This is a genomic window from Ensifer sp. EB106-05-01-XG146 (genome assembly GCF_058791875.1).
Genome location: NZ_JBYTDX010000003.1, coordinates 302,616 through 318,862, shown reverse-complemented (window position 1 = coordinate 318,862; position 16,247 = coordinate 302,616). Strand labels below are relative to the sequence as shown.

General features: G+C 61.1%; 17 protein-coding genes and 2 pseudogenes. 7 read left to right on the top strand and 12 right to left on the bottom strand.

Going from position 1 to position 16,247, the window contains the following annotated elements; genetic code table 11:
• Positions 1-305: 305 nt before the first annotated feature.
• The 4 genes and pseudogenes from AC3WVQ_RS30240 to AC3WVQ_RS30225 all read left to right on the top strand — a co-directional run.
• Positions 306-1,028, top strand: a complete 723-nt coding sequence (locus AC3WVQ_RS30240; RefSeq protein ID WP_060644210.1) for a sulfite exporter TauE/SafE family protein — start codon at positions 306-308, stop codon at positions 1,026-1,028.
• A gap of 160 nt (positions 1,029-1,188) precedes the next feature.
• Positions 1,189-1,443, top strand: coding sequence for a type II toxin-antitoxin system VapB family antitoxin (locus tag AC3WVQ_RS30235; protein ID WP_034798574.1), 255 nt, complete (start codon positions 1,189-1,191; stop codon positions 1,441-1,443).
• Positions 1,443-1,818, top strand: a pseudogene (locus AC3WVQ_RS30230) (type II toxin-antitoxin system VapC family toxin); the annotation flags it as partial. The gene AC3WVQ_RS30235 and the pseudogene AC3WVQ_RS30230, both read left to right, overlap by 1 nt.
• Before the next feature lie 214 nt (positions 1,819-2,032).
• Positions 2,033-2,245, top strand: a pseudogene (locus tag AC3WVQ_RS30225) (integrase); the annotation flags it as partial.
• A 738-nt stretch (positions 2,246-2,983) separates the two neighbouring features.
• Here AC3WVQ_RS30225 and AC3WVQ_RS30220 read toward each other — a convergent pair.
• The 9 genes from AC3WVQ_RS30220 to AC3WVQ_RS30180 form a co-directional block, all read right to left on the bottom strand.
• Positions 2,984-3,205 (bottom strand): aldehyde dehydrogenase family protein, encoded by a 222-nt coding sequence (locus tag AC3WVQ_RS30220; RefSeq protein ID WP_250637419.1) that lies wholly within the window; start codon positions 3,203-3,205, stop codon positions 2,984-2,986.
• Positions 3,206-3,356: 151 nt separating this feature from the next.
• A complete protein-coding gene (locus AC3WVQ_RS30215) occupies positions 3,357-3,767 on the bottom strand; it encodes an aldehyde dehydrogenase family protein (protein WP_280138782.1) in 411 nt (136 codons plus the stop codon).
• A 25-nt stretch (positions 3,768-3,792) separates the two neighbouring features.
• Positions 3,793-4,014, bottom strand: a complete 222-nt coding sequence (locus tag AC3WVQ_RS30210; RefSeq protein ID WP_250806301.1) for an aldehyde dehydrogenase family protein — start codon at positions 4,012-4,014, stop codon at positions 3,793-3,795.
• Positions 4,015-4,137: 123 nt separating this feature from the next.
• Positions 4,138-4,569, bottom strand: a complete 432-nt coding sequence (locus AC3WVQ_RS30205; RefSeq protein WP_034798570.1) for a DoxX family protein — start codon at positions 4,567-4,569, stop codon at positions 4,138-4,140.
• On the bottom strand, positions 4,556-5,557 hold the full coding sequence (locus AC3WVQ_RS30200) for an alpha/beta fold hydrolase (RefSeq protein ID WP_034798568.1): 1,002 nt from the start codon (positions 5,555-5,557) through the stop codon (positions 4,556-4,558). Before AC3WVQ_RS30200 ends, AC3WVQ_RS30205 begins: the two co-directional genes overlap by 14 nt.
• 189 nt (positions 5,558-5,746) lie before the next feature.
• Complete coding sequence (locus tag AC3WVQ_RS30195) at positions 5,747-6,718, bottom strand: ABC transporter permease (protein WP_089046050.1); 972 nt, start codon at positions 6,716-6,718, stop codon at positions 5,747-5,749.
• Between the two features lie 11 nt (positions 6,719-6,729).
• Positions 6,730-7,710: an ABC transporter permease gene (locus AC3WVQ_RS30190; RefSeq protein ID WP_060644214.1), complete on the bottom strand. Its 981-nt coding sequence runs from the start codon at positions 7,708-7,710 to the stop codon at positions 6,730-6,732.
• Positions 7,707-9,248: a sugar ABC transporter ATP-binding protein gene (locus AC3WVQ_RS30185; protein WP_060644215.1), complete on the bottom strand. Its 1,542-nt coding sequence runs from the start codon at positions 9,246-9,248 to the stop codon at positions 7,707-7,709. Before AC3WVQ_RS30185 ends, AC3WVQ_RS30190 begins: the two co-directional genes overlap by 4 nt.
• 71 nt (positions 9,249-9,319) lie before the next feature.
• Positions 9,320-10,444 (bottom strand): sugar ABC transporter substrate-binding protein, encoded by a 1,125-nt coding sequence (locus tag AC3WVQ_RS30180; RefSeq protein ID WP_034798635.1) that lies wholly within the window; start codon positions 10,442-10,444, stop codon positions 9,320-9,322.
• Between the two features lie 350 nt (positions 10,445-10,794).
• Here AC3WVQ_RS30180 and AC3WVQ_RS30175 point away from each other — a divergent pair, with 350 nt between their 5' ends.
• The 3 genes from AC3WVQ_RS30175 to gntR are packed head-to-tail and all read left to right on the top strand — an operon-like array spanning position 10,795 to position 12,998.
• Positions 10,795-11,706 carry an SMP-30/gluconolactonase/LRE family protein gene (locus AC3WVQ_RS30175; protein WP_060644216.1) on the top strand — a complete coding sequence of 304 codons (912 nt, stop codon included), beginning with the start codon at positions 10,795-10,797 and terminating at the stop codon, positions 11,704-11,706.
• Positions 11,707-11,721: 15 nt separating this feature from the next.
• Complete coding sequence (locus AC3WVQ_RS30170) at positions 11,722-11,946, top strand: tautomerase family protein (RefSeq protein WP_060644217.1); 225 nt, start codon at positions 11,722-11,724, stop codon at positions 11,944-11,946.
• Positions 11,943-12,998: an HTH-type transcriptional regulator GntR gene (gene gntR / locus AC3WVQ_RS30165; RefSeq protein ID WP_234824553.1), complete on the top strand. Its 1,056-nt coding sequence runs from the start codon at positions 11,943-11,945 to the stop codon at positions 12,996-12,998. The genes AC3WVQ_RS30170 and gntR overlap by 4 nt, the downstream gene beginning before the upstream one ends.
• A gap of 326 nt (positions 12,999-13,324) precedes the next feature.
• Here the strand turns inward: gntR and AC3WVQ_RS30160 are convergent, their stop codons facing one another.
• The 3 genes from AC3WVQ_RS30160 to AC3WVQ_RS30150 are packed head-to-tail and all read right to left on the bottom strand — an operon-like array spanning position 13,325 to position 16,245.
• Entirely contained in the window at positions 13,325-14,116 is a 792-nt protein-coding gene (locus AC3WVQ_RS30160) for an inositol monophosphatase family protein (protein ID WP_060520826.1), read from the bottom strand.
• Complete coding sequence (locus AC3WVQ_RS30155; protein ID WP_060520827.1) at positions 14,113-15,144, bottom strand: sugar phosphate isomerase/epimerase family protein; 1,032 nt, start codon at positions 15,142-15,144, stop codon at positions 14,113-14,115. Before AC3WVQ_RS30155 ends, AC3WVQ_RS30160 begins: the two co-directional genes overlap by 4 nt.
• Positions 15,145-15,186: 42 nt before the next feature.
• Positions 15,187-16,245, bottom strand: coding sequence for an ABC transporter ATP-binding protein (locus AC3WVQ_RS30150; protein ID WP_060644218.1), 1,059 nt, complete (start codon positions 16,243-16,245; stop codon positions 15,187-15,189).
• Between the last annotated feature and the right edge of the window lie 2 nt (positions 16,246-16,247).

Below are 16,247 nucleotides of genomic sequence, written 5' to 3'. Positions count from 1 at the left end.
TATGCGATCTTAAACGCACAAATCGGAAACAACCACAGCACAAGATCGTCGCAGCTTGCCATCGACAGCGCTGAAGCGACGGGATGAGCAGCGTTCAAATCCCGTCACTTCCCGTCCTTCGGGAAGTGCGCTGCTCGGTAAGCGTTGTTCCCCTGACACGTGGCTCAGATTAATTTAGATCAAACGCTACTGGCGCGTAGGGACTGCCGCGCAATCGATTTATTAGACAGTACGAATTTGTTCGGCTAACTCGAATCGAAATAGGGTTGGGCTTACGCATCCACGCGCTCTCGGTGTAATAGCGAATGGGACTTTTTCTCATCTTAATCATCGGCCTGCTTGCCGGGATCATAAGTGGCATTATCGGTACTGGCTCCTCAATCATGCTCGTCCCAGTGTTGGCCTATTTCTATGGGCCAAGAGAAGCTGTGCCTATAATGGCGGTAGCTGCCGTCATAGCGAACATTTCCCGGATTCTTGCATGGTGGCGGGAAGTTGATTGGCGAGCTGTGGCAGCCTATGCGGTTACTGGCCTTCCTGCCGCGGTTCTTGGCGCGCGAACGATGCTTGTCCTGCCGCCAGCGGCAGTAGATGCGGCGATTGGATCATTCTTGCTCTTGATGATTCCTGGACGTCGCTGGTTGGCCGCAAACCTTATCCACTTGCGATTACCTCATCTGGCCGCAGCCGGAACGTGCATCGGCTTTTTGACTGGGATCGTGGCCTCGTCTGGACCTGCTTCCGTACCGGTGTTCATCGGTTATAGTTTGACCAAGGGAGCCTTTATCGGCACCGAAGCTGCAGCTTCGCTCGCGATCTACACTACCAAAGCACTCACCTTTCAAGGATCGGGAGCACTTCCTTTTATTCTTGTACTGAAGGGTCTCACGGTGGGGGCATCTCTGATGGTCGGTTCCTTCATAGCGAAACCTTTTCTTCTCCGCCTCACGCCAGAGGCTTTTCGCCATATCATGGATGCGCTGCTGGTAACTTCAGGACTCAGCCTGCTTTGGGGAGCGGCGGTCTAGGCAAGACGATAAGGCGCGAGCCGCGATCGGCTAGTTAGCGGCCATATTGGCATTCCACGGTAACAGATCGCTGATTGGCCATTGACTATTAGGCCGCGTCGGCTGGCGCGACGGTGCTATAGGTAGAATATAGAAAATTTAGGAGCCTTGATCGACAAGAATGGCGCTGAGCATCAAAGACCACGACACTGAACAGCTGGCCCGCACCCTTGCCGAACGGACCGGTGAAAGCATCACACTGGCAACCAAGCGTGCGCTCGAAGAGCGCCTGCGACGGCTTGGCTCTGACTTGCGCAAAGCCGCTCTGCTCGAGGACCTCGAAGCGATTCAGCGACGCTGGAACGCTCGGCCCGTTCTCGACAGCCGCACAGCCGACGAAATTCTTGGCTACGACGAGAACGGACTGCCATCCTGATGGTCATCGATACCTCCGTCCTTGCCGCCATCGCCTTCAATGCGTCGGAAGCGGCGGCTTTGCGAGAGCGCATTGCAGAACGACCCCGTCAGGCTCATCTCCGGCGCGACCGTCCTAGAGGCTGCCATGGTGATCGAAACTCGACTTGGGGAGGCCGCAGGCGCCGATCTCGACCTCTGGCTCTACAAGGCAGAAGTCGAAATCGTCCCAGTTACAGCCGAACATGCCGATCGTGCGCGGCGCGCCTGGCGGCGCTATGGCAAGGGACGTCATCCGGCCAGCCTCAACTACGGCGACTGCTTTTCCTATGCTCTTGCGGCGCTTTCGGGAGAACCGCTCCTCTACAAGGGCAACGATTTTTCGCAAACCGACATCGCGGGCGGCGTGAGGACGAATTCATGGTGGCTCGAAGCGGCCCACCAAAAGCGCCCGCGGACGTGTCGGCGACCACACAAAGCGGCAAGCGGAGCCAGAGCGGAAAACCGTGCTTGATCGACGATGTATGGCTGTGCGCCGTAGAAGGCATTCCGGGTTCGGAGCGCCGCGTGATGTCGGCACACGGCGATCTCTATATCAACGGCCTGCCGAAATGAGCGAAGCCTCCTCAGAATCCGTCCTCAAACGCGCTGAAGAACTCGACGCGCTCGACGCCATCCTGCCCTTCGATGGCCGCGGCCAGCTTGCGGCCCTCCTAACCAACGACGATGTCGCCACGCTCAAGCATCTGGCCAGCGAGGGCGAAGTCATTTCGTCTCGAGCCCTGCTACTTGGACTTTTGGAGAGCGGGGACCGCTCGGCCTCCCACCGAGCGCCGGAGATTTGCGACGCTTCGTCGCCCCTCAAGTTTGATTAATGCGTTCGCCGCCCTTGGAAGTAATCTGGCGGGACCTGTAGCTCGATGGTTAGAGCCCGCTCAATGGGTCGCAGGTTAGAGTCTTGCCGGGCTCACCATGCCCTTAGGATGATTGATCTCTCTTGGACGTCAATCCGAAGTGCTGCAGAGTAGCCGCTTGGGGCAAAAGAAGCCATCGCCGCGCTATTGGCCGCTGATTTCAACCAGTCTCGGGTGCTGATAAATAGTAGGACGGCCAGCGTGATCTCGCGGCAGCAACGTGACGTCAATCGGTCGCCCGACCCCGTTCTAAAAATAACGGCGATCGCGTCCTCGAGGACTTTTGACAGGCCGGGGACATTTAGTCCACCCAGACTCTGCCCGACTAGCACGACTCTTTTGTTCGCCGGGTTTTGAGCTCGGGACCTTGTCGCCAAACTACTTATTCAGGATGGCGTGCACTGCGACTGACGCGCTGAGGCGCCAGTCGTAGAGGAATTGCAGGACCGAGCTTAAATATGGGATGGCCTAGCCTGATCCGTTGCCGCTGCTCATCAGGTCGAGCGGCCGTCGAAATCAGAAGCCGGTGCGGCAATGTCCGGGTGCAGACAAGTTGGCGACATTTGAACGTCCGCTATTCGCGGAGTATCCGAGCGACGCTGCGAACGGACGCGTGGCAGGGGTTCACTTCCAACGCTTATGCGACGCTCAGGCAAAGTACTTGATATTGACGTAGTCATCAGTTCCATATTTGGAGCCTTCGCGTCCCATACCCGATTGCTTGATGCCGTCGGACGGAGCCATTTCGGTCGAGATGAGTCCGGTGTTCCCGCCCACCAGGCCGGTCTCCAAGGCCTCCGCAACACCGATTCGAGAGACGTCGCGGGAAAAGAAACATCCGGCAAGACCAAACTCGGTATCATTCGCCATCTCGATGACCTCTTCCTCCGTGTCGAAGGATAAAGAGCTGTGCGATAGGACCAAAGGTCTCTTCGCGAGCAACCTTCATCTCGGAGGTGCCCCCCAAGAACAGTCGGCGAGACGAACTGCTCACCCGGTTCGCCGGATTTGCCGCCAACCGTCACGCGAGCGCCAAGCGAGAGGACATCTTTTCTAGATGCTCCTTGACCTTCGTCAGCGCGTTTCCATCGATTCTGGATCCTTTGGCAAAGCCGTTCCCCACCTTCAGGCCGCTCACCCGCCGGGAAAGTTTTTCAGAGAACTCCTTGTAGACACCGGACTGGACGTAGATGAGGTTGGCGCACACGGATGTCTGCCCGGCATTGCGAAATTTTGCGACAACCACACCTTCGACGGCGGCGTCGATATTTGGCATTGTCCAGCACGATGAACGGCGCATCGCCACCAAGTTCAAGGCTGAGCTTCTTGATCTGATCGCACCCTGACGCGTCAGGATCCTGCCCACATTCGTCGAGCCAGTGAATGAAATCTTCCTGACCAACTCGCTTGCGCAGAACATCGATCCGACCATGGCGGCATCTGTTGACGTGATTACGTTACCCCGACGGTATGCCAGCACGCTCGACAAGAACACCGAGCGCAAGGGCCGACAGTGGGGTCCGTGCGGCAGGCTTGGCGACAAGCGAGCAGCCAACGGCCAGAGCTGGCGCTAGTTTGCTCGCGAGCACCGCGCTTAGGAAACTCCAAGGCGTGATGGCACCGACGACCCCGACCGGCCTTTTCGGGACAAGGATGCGTTTGTAGGAAGCCAAGCGCATAATCCCGGGACAGGACATGTCGGGTTTCGAGGCAGAGCTTCGGTTATCCCTATGGCAGCTTGACTAGCACCTCGGTGCCCAAGCCGGAAGCCCCTCTCGGCCACCTATGCGAGCACTGCGCCGTTAGCCACCCGCTTGCCGTCGCGGCCGATTGCACCGCAAAGGCCAGGTCACGACACCTCCTGCAAAGACAGCGAGCCAGACGACGACCGGTTGCAGCGGCAGCCTGACGGCGTGATACAGCCACTGCCAAGGAGCGACTTCCGGCGCAGTCAGGCTGTCCAGCGCATGCTTGATATTGGCCGGAAAGACGAGCACCGCATAAAGGGCGAGCGCAATGCCGGCATATTTGCGAAGAGCCGGGATCAGCAGACCGATCGCTCCTGCGATCTCGCAAAGTCCTGTCAGCAAGATCATCTGTGGCGCGTCAGGCACCCACGAAGGGGTGATGGCGACAAAGGGCGCTGGAACGGCCATGTGCAGAACGCCCGCCGTTCCATAGAGCGCGACCATGCCGGCCCTGCACCTCAACCGCCAGTGATCAACGCTCGCCATCTGCCGCGATCCGCGCTTCAATCGTCCTTGCCACGGCACTCAGATCGACTTTCCGGCCACTGATCTTTTCGATCGCCGCGACGGCCAGATCGCTTGCGACATAGTCCGACTTGTGCCCGAGATTGTGCACGACCATAAGCCTCGCGCCGCGGATATCCCGGGCCAGGTGCCGTGCATGCACATTGGGTGAGACAATCCTGTCGACGTCGCCGGTTATGATGACCGTCGGCACCCTGATGTTGCGGTATTTCCGACTTGCTGTCCGGGTCCAGTCGTTGAGTGCCGCCACTTCCTGGGCATTGTGCCGGAAGGCTGCGGGCCTGAGGGCCTGCAGTGTCCGGGCTTCACGCAGATAGTGTTTCGGCATTTTGTTCGGCGCAAATGTCGCGCGGGTCGCGCTGCCGATCGCAAGAAGGCCGATTGGCGGGGCGATCAGAGTGCTGAAGAGCGCACCCGACACAGGAACGGCTGCTGCGTCATAATACCAGGCGACGCCGCCGTTCCAGGGGTAGACGGCTGGCGACAGGAAGACGAGACCGACAACCCTTTCGGGATGGCGCACGGCAAGGGCCGCTGCGATCGCGCCGCCAAAGGAGTGGCTGACAATGATCGCCTTCGGGATCCCGCGCCTTGCCATAAGAGTTGCAATGGCGTCCGCCTGTCCGTCAGGCAGTATGTTTTCAGATCCGCCGACATCCGAGCCGCCATGTCCCGGCCGATCGACGAACAAAAGCGTCGCTCTTCCTTCGAGCTTCCCGCGAAAGGCATACATCGGGTCGTAAAGACTGGCGCTGGCACCGTGGATGAAAACGATCGGCGGCAGGCTCGTCTGCTTGCCGGGTTTAAGAAGTACGCTGTTCAGACTGAAGCCGCCGACATCGATGCGAACCGGGCGCGCCTCGTCCGCGATCGCCCTGAGCGGCTCGAAAATGGTCCCGATCAAAATCAGCAGGCTTAGGACTACCTGAAATCTTGCGCGCGCTTTCATGACGTTCCTGAAGAATAGCGACCTCCAGGGGATATACGTGCGAGAAGCGCAATCGGTTTTGGTCTCTAATCCGGTGTGGTTCGCGACAGCATCGAACACTGTCCAACCGTCGATGCGGCGGAACTCCGTCGCATCGCCGAGAGCAGCGTCAAGGTGCGATGCCGAGTGACGTGTCGCGAGCCCGCATTCCTACCGGCTCGCCGGCGCGCGACCATAAAGCAGTAGCATCAGGATAATCACCACACCGTAGATGATCTGGCGCCCGGCTTCGGGCATCTGCGTAACGGAAAGGATCGATTGAAGGAGCGTGATCAGAATGACGCCCGCGACCGTACCGAGATAGGATCCCTTCCCGCCGAGGATTGACGTTCCTCCAAGGACGACCGCCGCAATGGCCGGAAGAAGATAGGCATCACCCATGGATTGCGCGGCCTTAGAGGCATAGCCCGCGAGCAGCACCCCGCCAAGGGCCGAAAGCCCGCCCGAGGCGGCAAAGGCAATCATGACGATGCGGCGGGTGTTGATGCCGGAGAGATAGGCCGCACGCTCGCGATTGCCGATGCCGTAGACCGCGCGCCCGAAGCCCGTCCGGCGCAGAAGAAAGACCATCGCCGCGCCGATCAACGCCCAGATGAAAACCACGTTCGGAATACCGGGAACCAGAGCGCCGGTGGCGAGATAGCGCATGGCTGTAGTGGCGGAATCCTGCGGCGAGAACCCGCCCGTATAGACCACCATCACCCCTTGGGCGACGGCATTGGTCGCCAGCGTCACGATCATCGAGGGGATGCGCAGGTAGGCAACCCCGACGCCGTTGACGAGCCCGATGCCGATGCCGCACAGGACGCCGAAGGGAATGGCAAGCGCTGTCCCGACCGGACCATAGGCCGCGGCCGCACAAGCCATCATCGCGCCCGTGGCAACGGTCCACGGCACCGAAAGATCGATCTGGCCGAGCAGGATGACGAGCATCATGCCGGTGGCGATGATGCCGAGGAAGGACGCCACCTTCAATTGCTGCAGCAGATACTCCGGCGACAGGAAGCTGCGCGAATAGAGGCTGCCGAGCACAAGCAGCAGCAGGATGCAGCCGAACGCAGTGACCACCGCCGGGTCGAGATTGCGTATGAAGGTCGATTTGCGTCCGGTTGCGCCAGTCATTGCCGTCTCGCTCACAGGAACCACTCCAATCTATTGCGCACCCTGAAGAGCGCAAGGGCCCCGAGGCTGATGGCCGCCAACAAGATCAGTCCCTGGAACAGCGGTTGCCAGAGTGGATCGAGATCGAAAACGAACAACAGGTCGCCGATCGTGCGGAATGCCAGCGCACCGAAGACGGCGCCGATGGCGCTGCCCTTGCCGCCGAACAGCGAAACGCCCCCCAGCACCACGGCTGCGATCGAAAACAGCGTGTAGGCGTTGCCGCTGGCGAGTGCTGCGTCGCCGGTATAGGTAAAAAAGGTGAGGAACAGCCCCCCGAGTGCGGCGACCAGTCCCGCAAGCGTGTAGGCGAGCAACTTGCCGCGGCGGATCGGCATGCCGGACATGTAGGCGGCCGTCTCGGAGGAGCCCACGGCATAGGCTGCACGCCCATAGACCGACCGGCTGAAGGGCACCCATATCACGACGACTACCGCTGCAAGCGCGACGAGGCTCGCCGGCACAACCCCGAAAATCCGGCCGGTCAGGGCATCCGCGAGCCCCTCGTTGACGGATCCGCCGGGAAAAGGCCGCAGCAACAGGGCAAAGCCGAAATAGACCGCCCCCGTTGCGATCGTCGCCACGATCGGCTGCAGTCGCCCATAGATGACGATCGCGCCGTTGATGGCGCCGCATGCAGCCCCGACGCCAAGGACGACCACGACGCCGAAGGCCGTCTCAAGCGGCGAGCCAACGACCAGCCACGAGGCCAGGCAGTTGGTGAGAAGGAAGATCATGCCGACCGAGAGGTCGATGCCGGCGGTGATCACCACCATGGTTTGAGCCATCGCGACAAAGGCAAGCAGCACGCCCTTGTTGGCGGCCGTCTGGATAACGTTGGCGGTGAAGCCGGCCGGATGGTTCGATGTGTAGATGATGAACATCACCACGAAGATCGCAACCGCCGCCAGCGTGCCCCGGTGTTCCGTCAGTCGATACCGCCAGTCGTTCATTGGATGGGCTCCCGGTGGCTTGGGTCTGCGGACGGAATGTTAAGTGCGCTCGCAATCAGCGCGCGCTCCGTTATCTCAGGGCCCGCCAACTCCCGTTTTACCGCCCCGTCATAGAGCACGAGGACCCGGTCGCAGCAGCCGATGAGTTCGGCATAGTCGGTCGAATAAAAGAGGATAGCTGCGCCTTCGTCCGCCAGACGCCGCAAGAGCTGGTAGATCTCCTGCTTGGTGCCGACGTCAATGCCGCGCGTGGGGTCGTTGAGAAGGACGATGCGCGGCTGCCGCATCAGCCACTTCGCAATGACGACCTTCTGCTGGTTGCCGCCCGAAAGCGCCCCGACCGGCGCGTCAATGTTGCCCGCCTTGATGGACAGCAACGTCATCATCCGGTCGATAGCGCTCTCTTCTTTGGCGCGATCAATGATCCCGCCACGCGTCAGCCGGTCGAGAGAGGCGAGCGAGAGATTGTCACGCACCGTCATCGGCAGCATCAGCCCCTCGGTCTTGCGGTCCTCGGGAATGAGCGCCATGCCGATGCCGTGCCGGCGCGCTTGCGCAGGGCTACCGATGCTGACCGCTCTGCCGTCGACGAGAACCGTGCCGCGCAGCCCGCGCAAGACCCCGAACAGCGCCAGGAGAAGGTCGCGCTGTCCCTGCCCGTCCAGCCCGCCGAGACCGACGATTTCGCCTGCACGCAATGAAAACGAGATGTCGTGAAGGCGGTTCGCCCAGGACAGATTTCGCGTCTCAAGGACGGGTGCCGCTGGTGCAGGCGGGCCCGGCTTGGGTGGATAGACGCTATGATATTCACGACCGATCATCATCTCGATGACCTCGCTGTCGCTCCTTGTCCCTGCCGCGTAGCTTGCAACCTTGCTGCCGTTTCGAAACACGGTGCAATCGTCTGCCAGTTCCGCAATCTCGTTCATCCGGTGCGAGATGTAGACAAGCGCCAGCCCCTCAGAGCGCAGCCGCTTCAACACGGCAAAGACCTTGGAAACATCGGCCGCCGTGAGCGCCGAGGTTGCCTCGTCGAGAATGAGGATGCGTGGCTTGCGCGCGAGCGCCTTGGCGATCTCGACGATCTGCTGGCGCGACAGCGGCAGGTCCTTGACCAGCGCCAGAGGGTGGATGTCTGCCGCACCGGCACGCGCCAGCGCCTCTTCTGCCAGACGTCGCTGGGCCTTGCGGTCGATCATGCCGAACCGGGTCGGCGGATTGAAGATAACGATGTTGTCGGCGACGCTGAGTTCCGGGATCAGCGACAGCTCCTGGAAGACGCAGGCGATGCCGGCGGCGTTGGCGGCGGCCGGTGACGCAAACGTCACCGGCTGTCCATCGAGCGTCATCTGCCCCTCGTCGGCGGCCACAACGCCCGCCATGATCTTGATGAGCGTCGACTTTCCGGCACCGTTCTCGCCGAGAACGGCGTGAATGGCGCCGGTCCTGACGGACAGTTCGGCATTTTCAAGCGCCCGCACCCCGCCGTAGCGTTTCGATATGCCTTCCATGCGAAAGAGCGGTGCGCCGCTTCCCATTGCGCTCTCCGGAAAACCGTTGTTGACGACAGGGCACTGCACAGCTGTGCGGTGCCCTGATCCTGATCGAACTACTGGTTATCCTTGCTCTGCTTCATGATCTCCTGGGCGGAGAAATTGATCCCGCAGGTGGGGAACGAATTGCCGACGAAGAAATTGTCGGACTCCGCCTGGAAATAATCCTGGCCTTCCTTGAAGTTCGGATCTTCGACGATGGCCAAGGGCAATTTGACCGACTGCGGCACCACCTGACCCTCGAGCGCGGCAATCGCCGTCTTGATGGCGACGGCCACTTGCGCGGGTCCGGTTCCAGCCGACGAGCATTTCAGGCCGTCGGCGGCATGTGCCGCACAGAACTTGCGAAATCCGTTTTCGGTTTCGCCGCCGAAAGGCACGAAGGGGTGCTTTGCGTCGATCATCGCCTGAACGATGCCGGTGTCGCCGCCCTGCCCGGTAATGCCGTCGAAGGGGCCGCTGGTTGCGATTGCGTCCGCAGTCACCTTCTGGGCGACGCCGTCGTCCCATTTGCCCATGACCTCGACGACCTCGAACTTCTTGCCCGACGCCTGGAGCTTCTCATGGATGCCGTCGTGCCTGTCGGTATCGACAGACGTGCCGGCGACACCGCGCACCTCAAGCACCTTGCCGCCATCAGGCAGATGTTTGACGAGCCAGTCGCCCCACAATTGCCCGAGCCCCTTCTGGTCGACGTTGACGTTGATGGCGTCCTCGGTGTCGAGGATGTTGTCGAAGGCGACCAGCACCACGCCAGCTTCCTTCGCCCGCTTGATGACCGGCGCAAACGCCGTCGGATTCTGGGCATTGACGACGATCGCGTCATAGCCGGAGTCGATGAAGTTGTTGATCGCCGAGATCTGGGCCGGCACATCCTCGCCCGTCGAAACGACCTTGAACTCCTTCAGTTTGGCTGCGACGTCGGGTTGAGCGGCATAGGCCTTGGCGGTCTGCACCATCTGGATACGCCAGGTGTTGGCGATGTAGCCGTTGGCAAGTGCGATGCGATACGGGCCGTCCTTTTTCGGGAACTTGAAGAATTTCGTGTCCGCCGACCACGGCGCGAAACATTCCGGCTCGGCTGCAGGCCCTGAAACGATTTCCGGATCTGCATAGGCAGCAGATCCAAGCATGAAAAAGGCAGTGGCGGCAACGATGCCGCCAGCGAGTGACTTCACCATCGACATTTCCTCCCATTGGCGCGCCACTTGTTTGTTCTCCAGCCCGGGGATGAAACTCACCCTCGAGCGGCACGAACTCCTGCGGCACCGGCACGCTGGATGCCTGCTTTCACCATTGACGAGGCGCTCTGGTCTCCTCCCGAAAACACCGCTGTCTCTTAATTAGGTAGCGCTACCACATGCGATTGTAAAGTAACATTTGCGGATTACGGAGGACCGAATATCACCGGTTTAAGATCGAAATCAGCGTGATTTCGACGTCTCGGAAGGAAGCCTATTTCCTTCCGCAATGATAGCGCTATCATATCGCGACGCTCAAGAATACGTTCTTTGCCGCATGAGGGAGCCCTATGGCCGAGGATTTCGAGATCGTAGACCCGCGCTTTGCCCGGCTGGTCAACCACAGCGCCCGCGTGGAGCAGCTTTATACGGGGTGTCGCTGGGCCGAGGGGCCGGCCTATTTCGCCGCCGGGCGCTATCTCGTCTGGTCGGACATCCCCAACGACCGGATGCTGCGCTATGACGAGACCGATGGGCATGTGAGCGTCTTCCGGCAGCCGTCGAACTTTTCAAACGGCAACACCACCGACCGGCAGGGCCGCCTGGTGACCTGCGAGCACGGCGGCCGCCGCGTGACCCGCACGAACCATGACGGCAGCATCACAACCATCGCCGATCGCTGGAACGGCAAGCGGCTCAACTCACCGAACGATGTCGTCGTGCGCTCCGACGGGTCGATCTGGTTTACCGATCCTGCCTACGGCATCGAGAGCGATTACGAAGGCCACAAGGCCGAAAGCGAAATCGGCGCCTGCCATGTCTATCGCGTCGACCCGGCGACGGGCGCGGTCACTGCCGTCATTAAAGACATGGTGCGGCCGAACGGCCTTGCCTTCTCCCTTGACGAAAGACGGCTCTACGTCGTCGACACCGGACGGACGCACGGCCCTGATCTTCCAGCGCATATGCGTGTATTCGATGTTGATGAAACTGGTACCGCGTCGGGTAGCGAGGTCTTTGCCGATTGCACCGCCGGGCTGTTTGACGGCTTCCGTCTGGATGACGAAGGCCGGATCTGGACAAGTGCCCGCGACGGCATCCACTGCTATCACCCGGACGGCACCCTGCTCGGCAAGGTCAGAGTGCCTGAAAACACCGCCAACTGCGTGTTCGGCGGGCCCAAGCGAAACATCCTCTACATCTGCGCAACCAGTTCGCTTTATGCCGTTCGGCTGATGGTCAACGGCGCACGTCTCTACTGAGGCAGGAGGTCAATCATGCCGTTCGTGCGGATCACCATCGTACGAGAGGTCCTCGGCGACGATCCTTCGGTCAAGAAAGCTGCGATCGCAAGCAAGGTCGTAACGGCGATTGCCGAAGCGACCGGGCTTGCCGAGCGTGAAATTTCCGTCGTCTTCGATGAGGTCGACGCAAGGAACTGGTATGTCGGCAACACCGATGTGGAGACAATGCGCGCGCGCAACCGGCAGGGATCGACGTGACGGACGACATCGTCTCCAGAGACCAGGGCCGCAAGGCAAGCCGGCGCGGCAGTGGCAGGCCGACGATCGCCGACGTCGCCAAACTGGCCGGCGTCGCGGCGATCACCGTCTCGCGCGCGCTGCGCGACCCATCGCTCGTTTCGGCCGAACTGCGCGCCGAGATCGATACGGCGGTGATCCAGCTTGGCTATGCGCCCGATCCCAATGCTCGCGCGCTCGCGTCCGCGCGAGCCGATGTGATCGGCGTTCTCGTGCCGTCGCTGACTAACATCGTCTTCGCCGACACCCTTCGAGGCATCTATGACGGGCTCGGCGACGGCCCGCTGCAGATCCAGATGGGCAACACCCACTACTCTCCACGGGAAGAGGAACGGCTGATCCGGATGTTTTTGGGCCAGCGGCCATCGGCGTTGATCGTGTCCGGTATCGACCAGACCGAAACGACCCGCAAACTGCTCGAGAGCGCGGATTGCCCCATCGTGCAGATCATGGAATATGGCGAGGATCCGGTCGATATGCTGGTCGGCTTCTCCCACTTCGATGGCGGCAAGGTGGCCACCAATCATCTGATCGAGGCGGGATATCGCCGCATCGGCTTCATCGGCGCCCGAATGGATCCACGCTCGCAGCGCCGCCTCGCCGGCTACCGCTCGGCGCTCGAGGCCGCACAGTCCTTTGATCCCAAGCTGGTGACAACCACGTTGACGCCGTCTCGCGTCTCGCTCGGCGGGCAGCTCCTGGCCGACGCATTGGCAAAGGTCGCCGATCTCGACGCCGTCTTCTGCAACAATGATGACTTGGCCATGGGCGTGCTGTTTGAATGCCAAAGGGCAGGCATCGCCGTGCCGCACCGCATGGCAATTTGCGGCTTCAACGACCTCGACATGATGCACGTCGCCTATCCGTCGCTCACCAGCATCCGCACGCCGCGCTATGAAATCGGCCGACAGGCTGTACAGATGGTGCTTGATCGACTGGCTGGCCTGCCAATCGCATCGCCAATCGTTGACCTGGGCTTCGAGCTCAAGATACGTGAAAGTACGATGCAATGACAACGCACCGCGCTGGAACCGAGCGGATCGGAACATCCGGAAACTTGCCGCAGACACCTCATCGCCTCGTCAATACCTCTGCTTCGAAGGCTGAGGCCTTGGTGGTATCGTCGGGCGGCTAGCTACCGCCCACTGAAGCGTCCGCAAATTGCCACCATGAACTGAGCTTTAGTGCCGATCTGCGGAATGTTCACCGAGCACGGCTACGGCAACGTCGAGTTCGGCCTAACTGCGCTTTGTTCGCGACAATGATTGTCGAGGATGGGTGGTGCTGAAGCCGAGCGCGACGATCAGGCAATTGATTAAGCGGCCCGTTCGTCTGGATTTCATCCTAGCCGGCTAAGGATCTTCACGGCGGCTCGATGGAGGTCGGCGTTTGCAGCCATCAACACGGTGTCGTACCGTGTCGCATCCGCAAGAGGCTGCCCATCCCAGTCGGTCACGATGCCGCCTGCAGCCAGAATAATGGGCATCTGTGGCAGGATGTCGTAGTCGAAAACATTGCTTTCGACGAGTAGGTCGATGCCGCCCAGCGCCAGCAGCCCGGCCGCGTAGCAATCGTGAGATATGCGGGTGAAGCGTACCTTGGCAGTCAAGGCATCGAAGCGCTCGTGGCGCGCGCGGTCGAACTGCTCAAGGGCCGAGGTGTAGAGGATCGCCTCGCCGAGCGCGGTCTTTTCGCTGGTGCGGATCGGCTCCTCATTAAGGGTCGCGGAGGAGCCTATGCCGAACCATCGTTCGCCGGTGATCGGCTGATTGATCATGCCGAGGACAGGTTTGCCGCGATGGAGCAATGCGATCTGTGTGCCGAAGGCGAGCGAGCCGGAGATGAAGGACTTCGTGCCGTCGATCGGGTCGAGCACCCACACCCATTCGGCATCCGTTCGGCATGCGCCGAATTCTTCGCCCCTGATCCCGTGGTTGGGAAACTGCGCCTCGATCATGCGCCGCATCGTGGCCTCGGCGTCGCGGTCGGCAATGGTGACGGGGCTGGAGTCTGCCTTGGCGTCGACGACAACACGCTTGCGGAAGTGCGGACGGATGACGCTGGCAGCGGCATCGGCCATGGCGTGCGCAAGTGCCATGTAGGGCGGTGGGCAGTCAGGCTCATGGGTCATCGTTCTATCCTCAAAGCTTCGGCAGCAATCTGATTGAGCATGGTTCTTACGGTTTCGAGCTGCCGATGAGCGGCGATGGCCTCTTGGCGCAGCCGCGCGCCAAGGTCGGTGGTCCCGATGTCCGTGAAACTCGCGGAGCGAGCCGCGATGAACGGGTCGCTTTCCTCCGAGGGGAAGCGCAGGGCGGGCGCGAAATAGCCCTCCTCTTCCTCGAGCCCGAAGCTTAAGACCTGCGCACGGTCCTGGCCAAGCAGAAGCAGGTCCACGAACATCGCATGCAGCGGCAGATGGCCGGTGCCAGTTTGGCAGGCGAGGTGCGCCCAGCCGTCGCGATCTTGCTGGACGAGGCAGTCTTTGACATGCACTTCGGTCACATAGGGTGCCTGTGCGGCAAGCGCCGGCAACGGCAGCTCATAGGCATTGATCATGTTGCCGAAGTCGAACAGCAGGCCAAGGCGCGGATTGGCGACAGCCTTTACGATGCCGATCAGCTCCTCCGACTTCAGGTCCTCGTGCTGTTCGAGCGTGTAGCGAAGCCGCCCCTCGGGATCGAAGGTCTCCAATCGTCGCAGATCAGCAATCGTTTGTGAGACAATTTCCGAGACGCGTCCCTCGTAGCGCGGATAGCAACGCAGCGACGTCGCGCCAGTGGCAAGCGCGATACGTACCGCATCAAAGAGACCTGTCTCCTGCGTCGTGCTGGTCTCGATATGGAGCTCCAGTCCGAACTGCTCGACTGCGGCACCATATTCAGAAAGCGCTGCGTCTGACATACCGGCGAGACTGGCTGCCTCGCCGTCCTCGACATGGACCTTGAGGCCGACGAGCCGCTGCTCATAGGCGAATTCGGCAAGCTGCAGCGGTGTCACTCCGCCAAAACGCATGTTGAGATGAAAGGCATAGGCGTGCGCAAACAGCGGCGCGTTGCGCGCCCGCTCCGCCAGCCGGGCGCGGGCCGGGCCGGAAAGGGTGGCAATTTTTGCGCGCCAGTCCGGCGACGCCAGATCGTCAAACGTCGTTTCGGTCAAAGAGCCGGCTCCTTCACAGGCGACTTCAAAGCTGAGGGAACATCAGGCGGCAAGCACCAGAAGATCGCGATGCGGCAGGCTGACCTCTACGGTGGTGCCAACCGAGGGCGGCGGCCTGTCGGGCTGGTTGAACGTATCGAGCGAAACGAACTGGCCCGCGACCGCCACTTTGATGCGGATCACTGAACCGAGAAAATGCACTGCTGCAATTTCGCCGGAAAGGACGACGCGATCGCAGTCGCTGCGCCCCAGTTCGACCGATTCTGGACGCATCGCCAGGCTGATGCGCTCGCCGGGCCGACCATTAAGCGGCTGGTCCAGCGCCACCGGGACACCACCAAGCCGCACCTTGCCGGTGGTCGCATCCAACACGTCGGCGTCGAGAAGATTGAGCGTACCGACGAATTGCGCAACGAAGCGCGTCGCCGGCCGGTTGTAGATCTCGAACGGCGTGCCGACCTGGTCGGCGACGCCCTGGTGCATGACCACGACGCGATCCGAAATGGACAGCGCCTCCTCCTGGTCATGCGTCACGAAAATGGCGGTGATGCCGAGATCGCGCTGGATTCGACGGATCTCGTCACGCAGGCTAATGCGAACCTTCGCGTCCAGAGCCGATAGCGGCTCATCGAGCAGCAGCACTTGCGGGCGCGGCGCCAGTGCGCGCGCAAGCGCCACACGCTGCTGCTGGCCGCCGGAGAGCTGGAACGGATAGCGCCCCCCGAGTTGAGGCAGGCCAATCAGATCCAGCATTTCACCGACGCGCCGTGCAATGGCCGCCTTGCCCTCACCCGCGACCTTGAGGCCGAAGCCTATGTTTTCCGCCACCGTCAAATTTGGGAAAAGTGCATAGGACTGGAACACCATGCCGATATTGCGCCGGTTGGCGGCAAGCCCTGTCACCTCCCGTCCGTCGATGCTGATCGCGCCTGATGTCGGCGTCTCGAAGCCGGCGACCATGCGCAATACCGTGGTCTTGCCGCAGCCAGACGGGCCGAGGAAGGAGACGAACTCCCCTTTTTCGATGTCGAGGTTGAAATCCTTGACGACACGGGTCGGGCCAAAGGATTTTTCCAGGTGATGGATATCTAGAAAAGCCATGG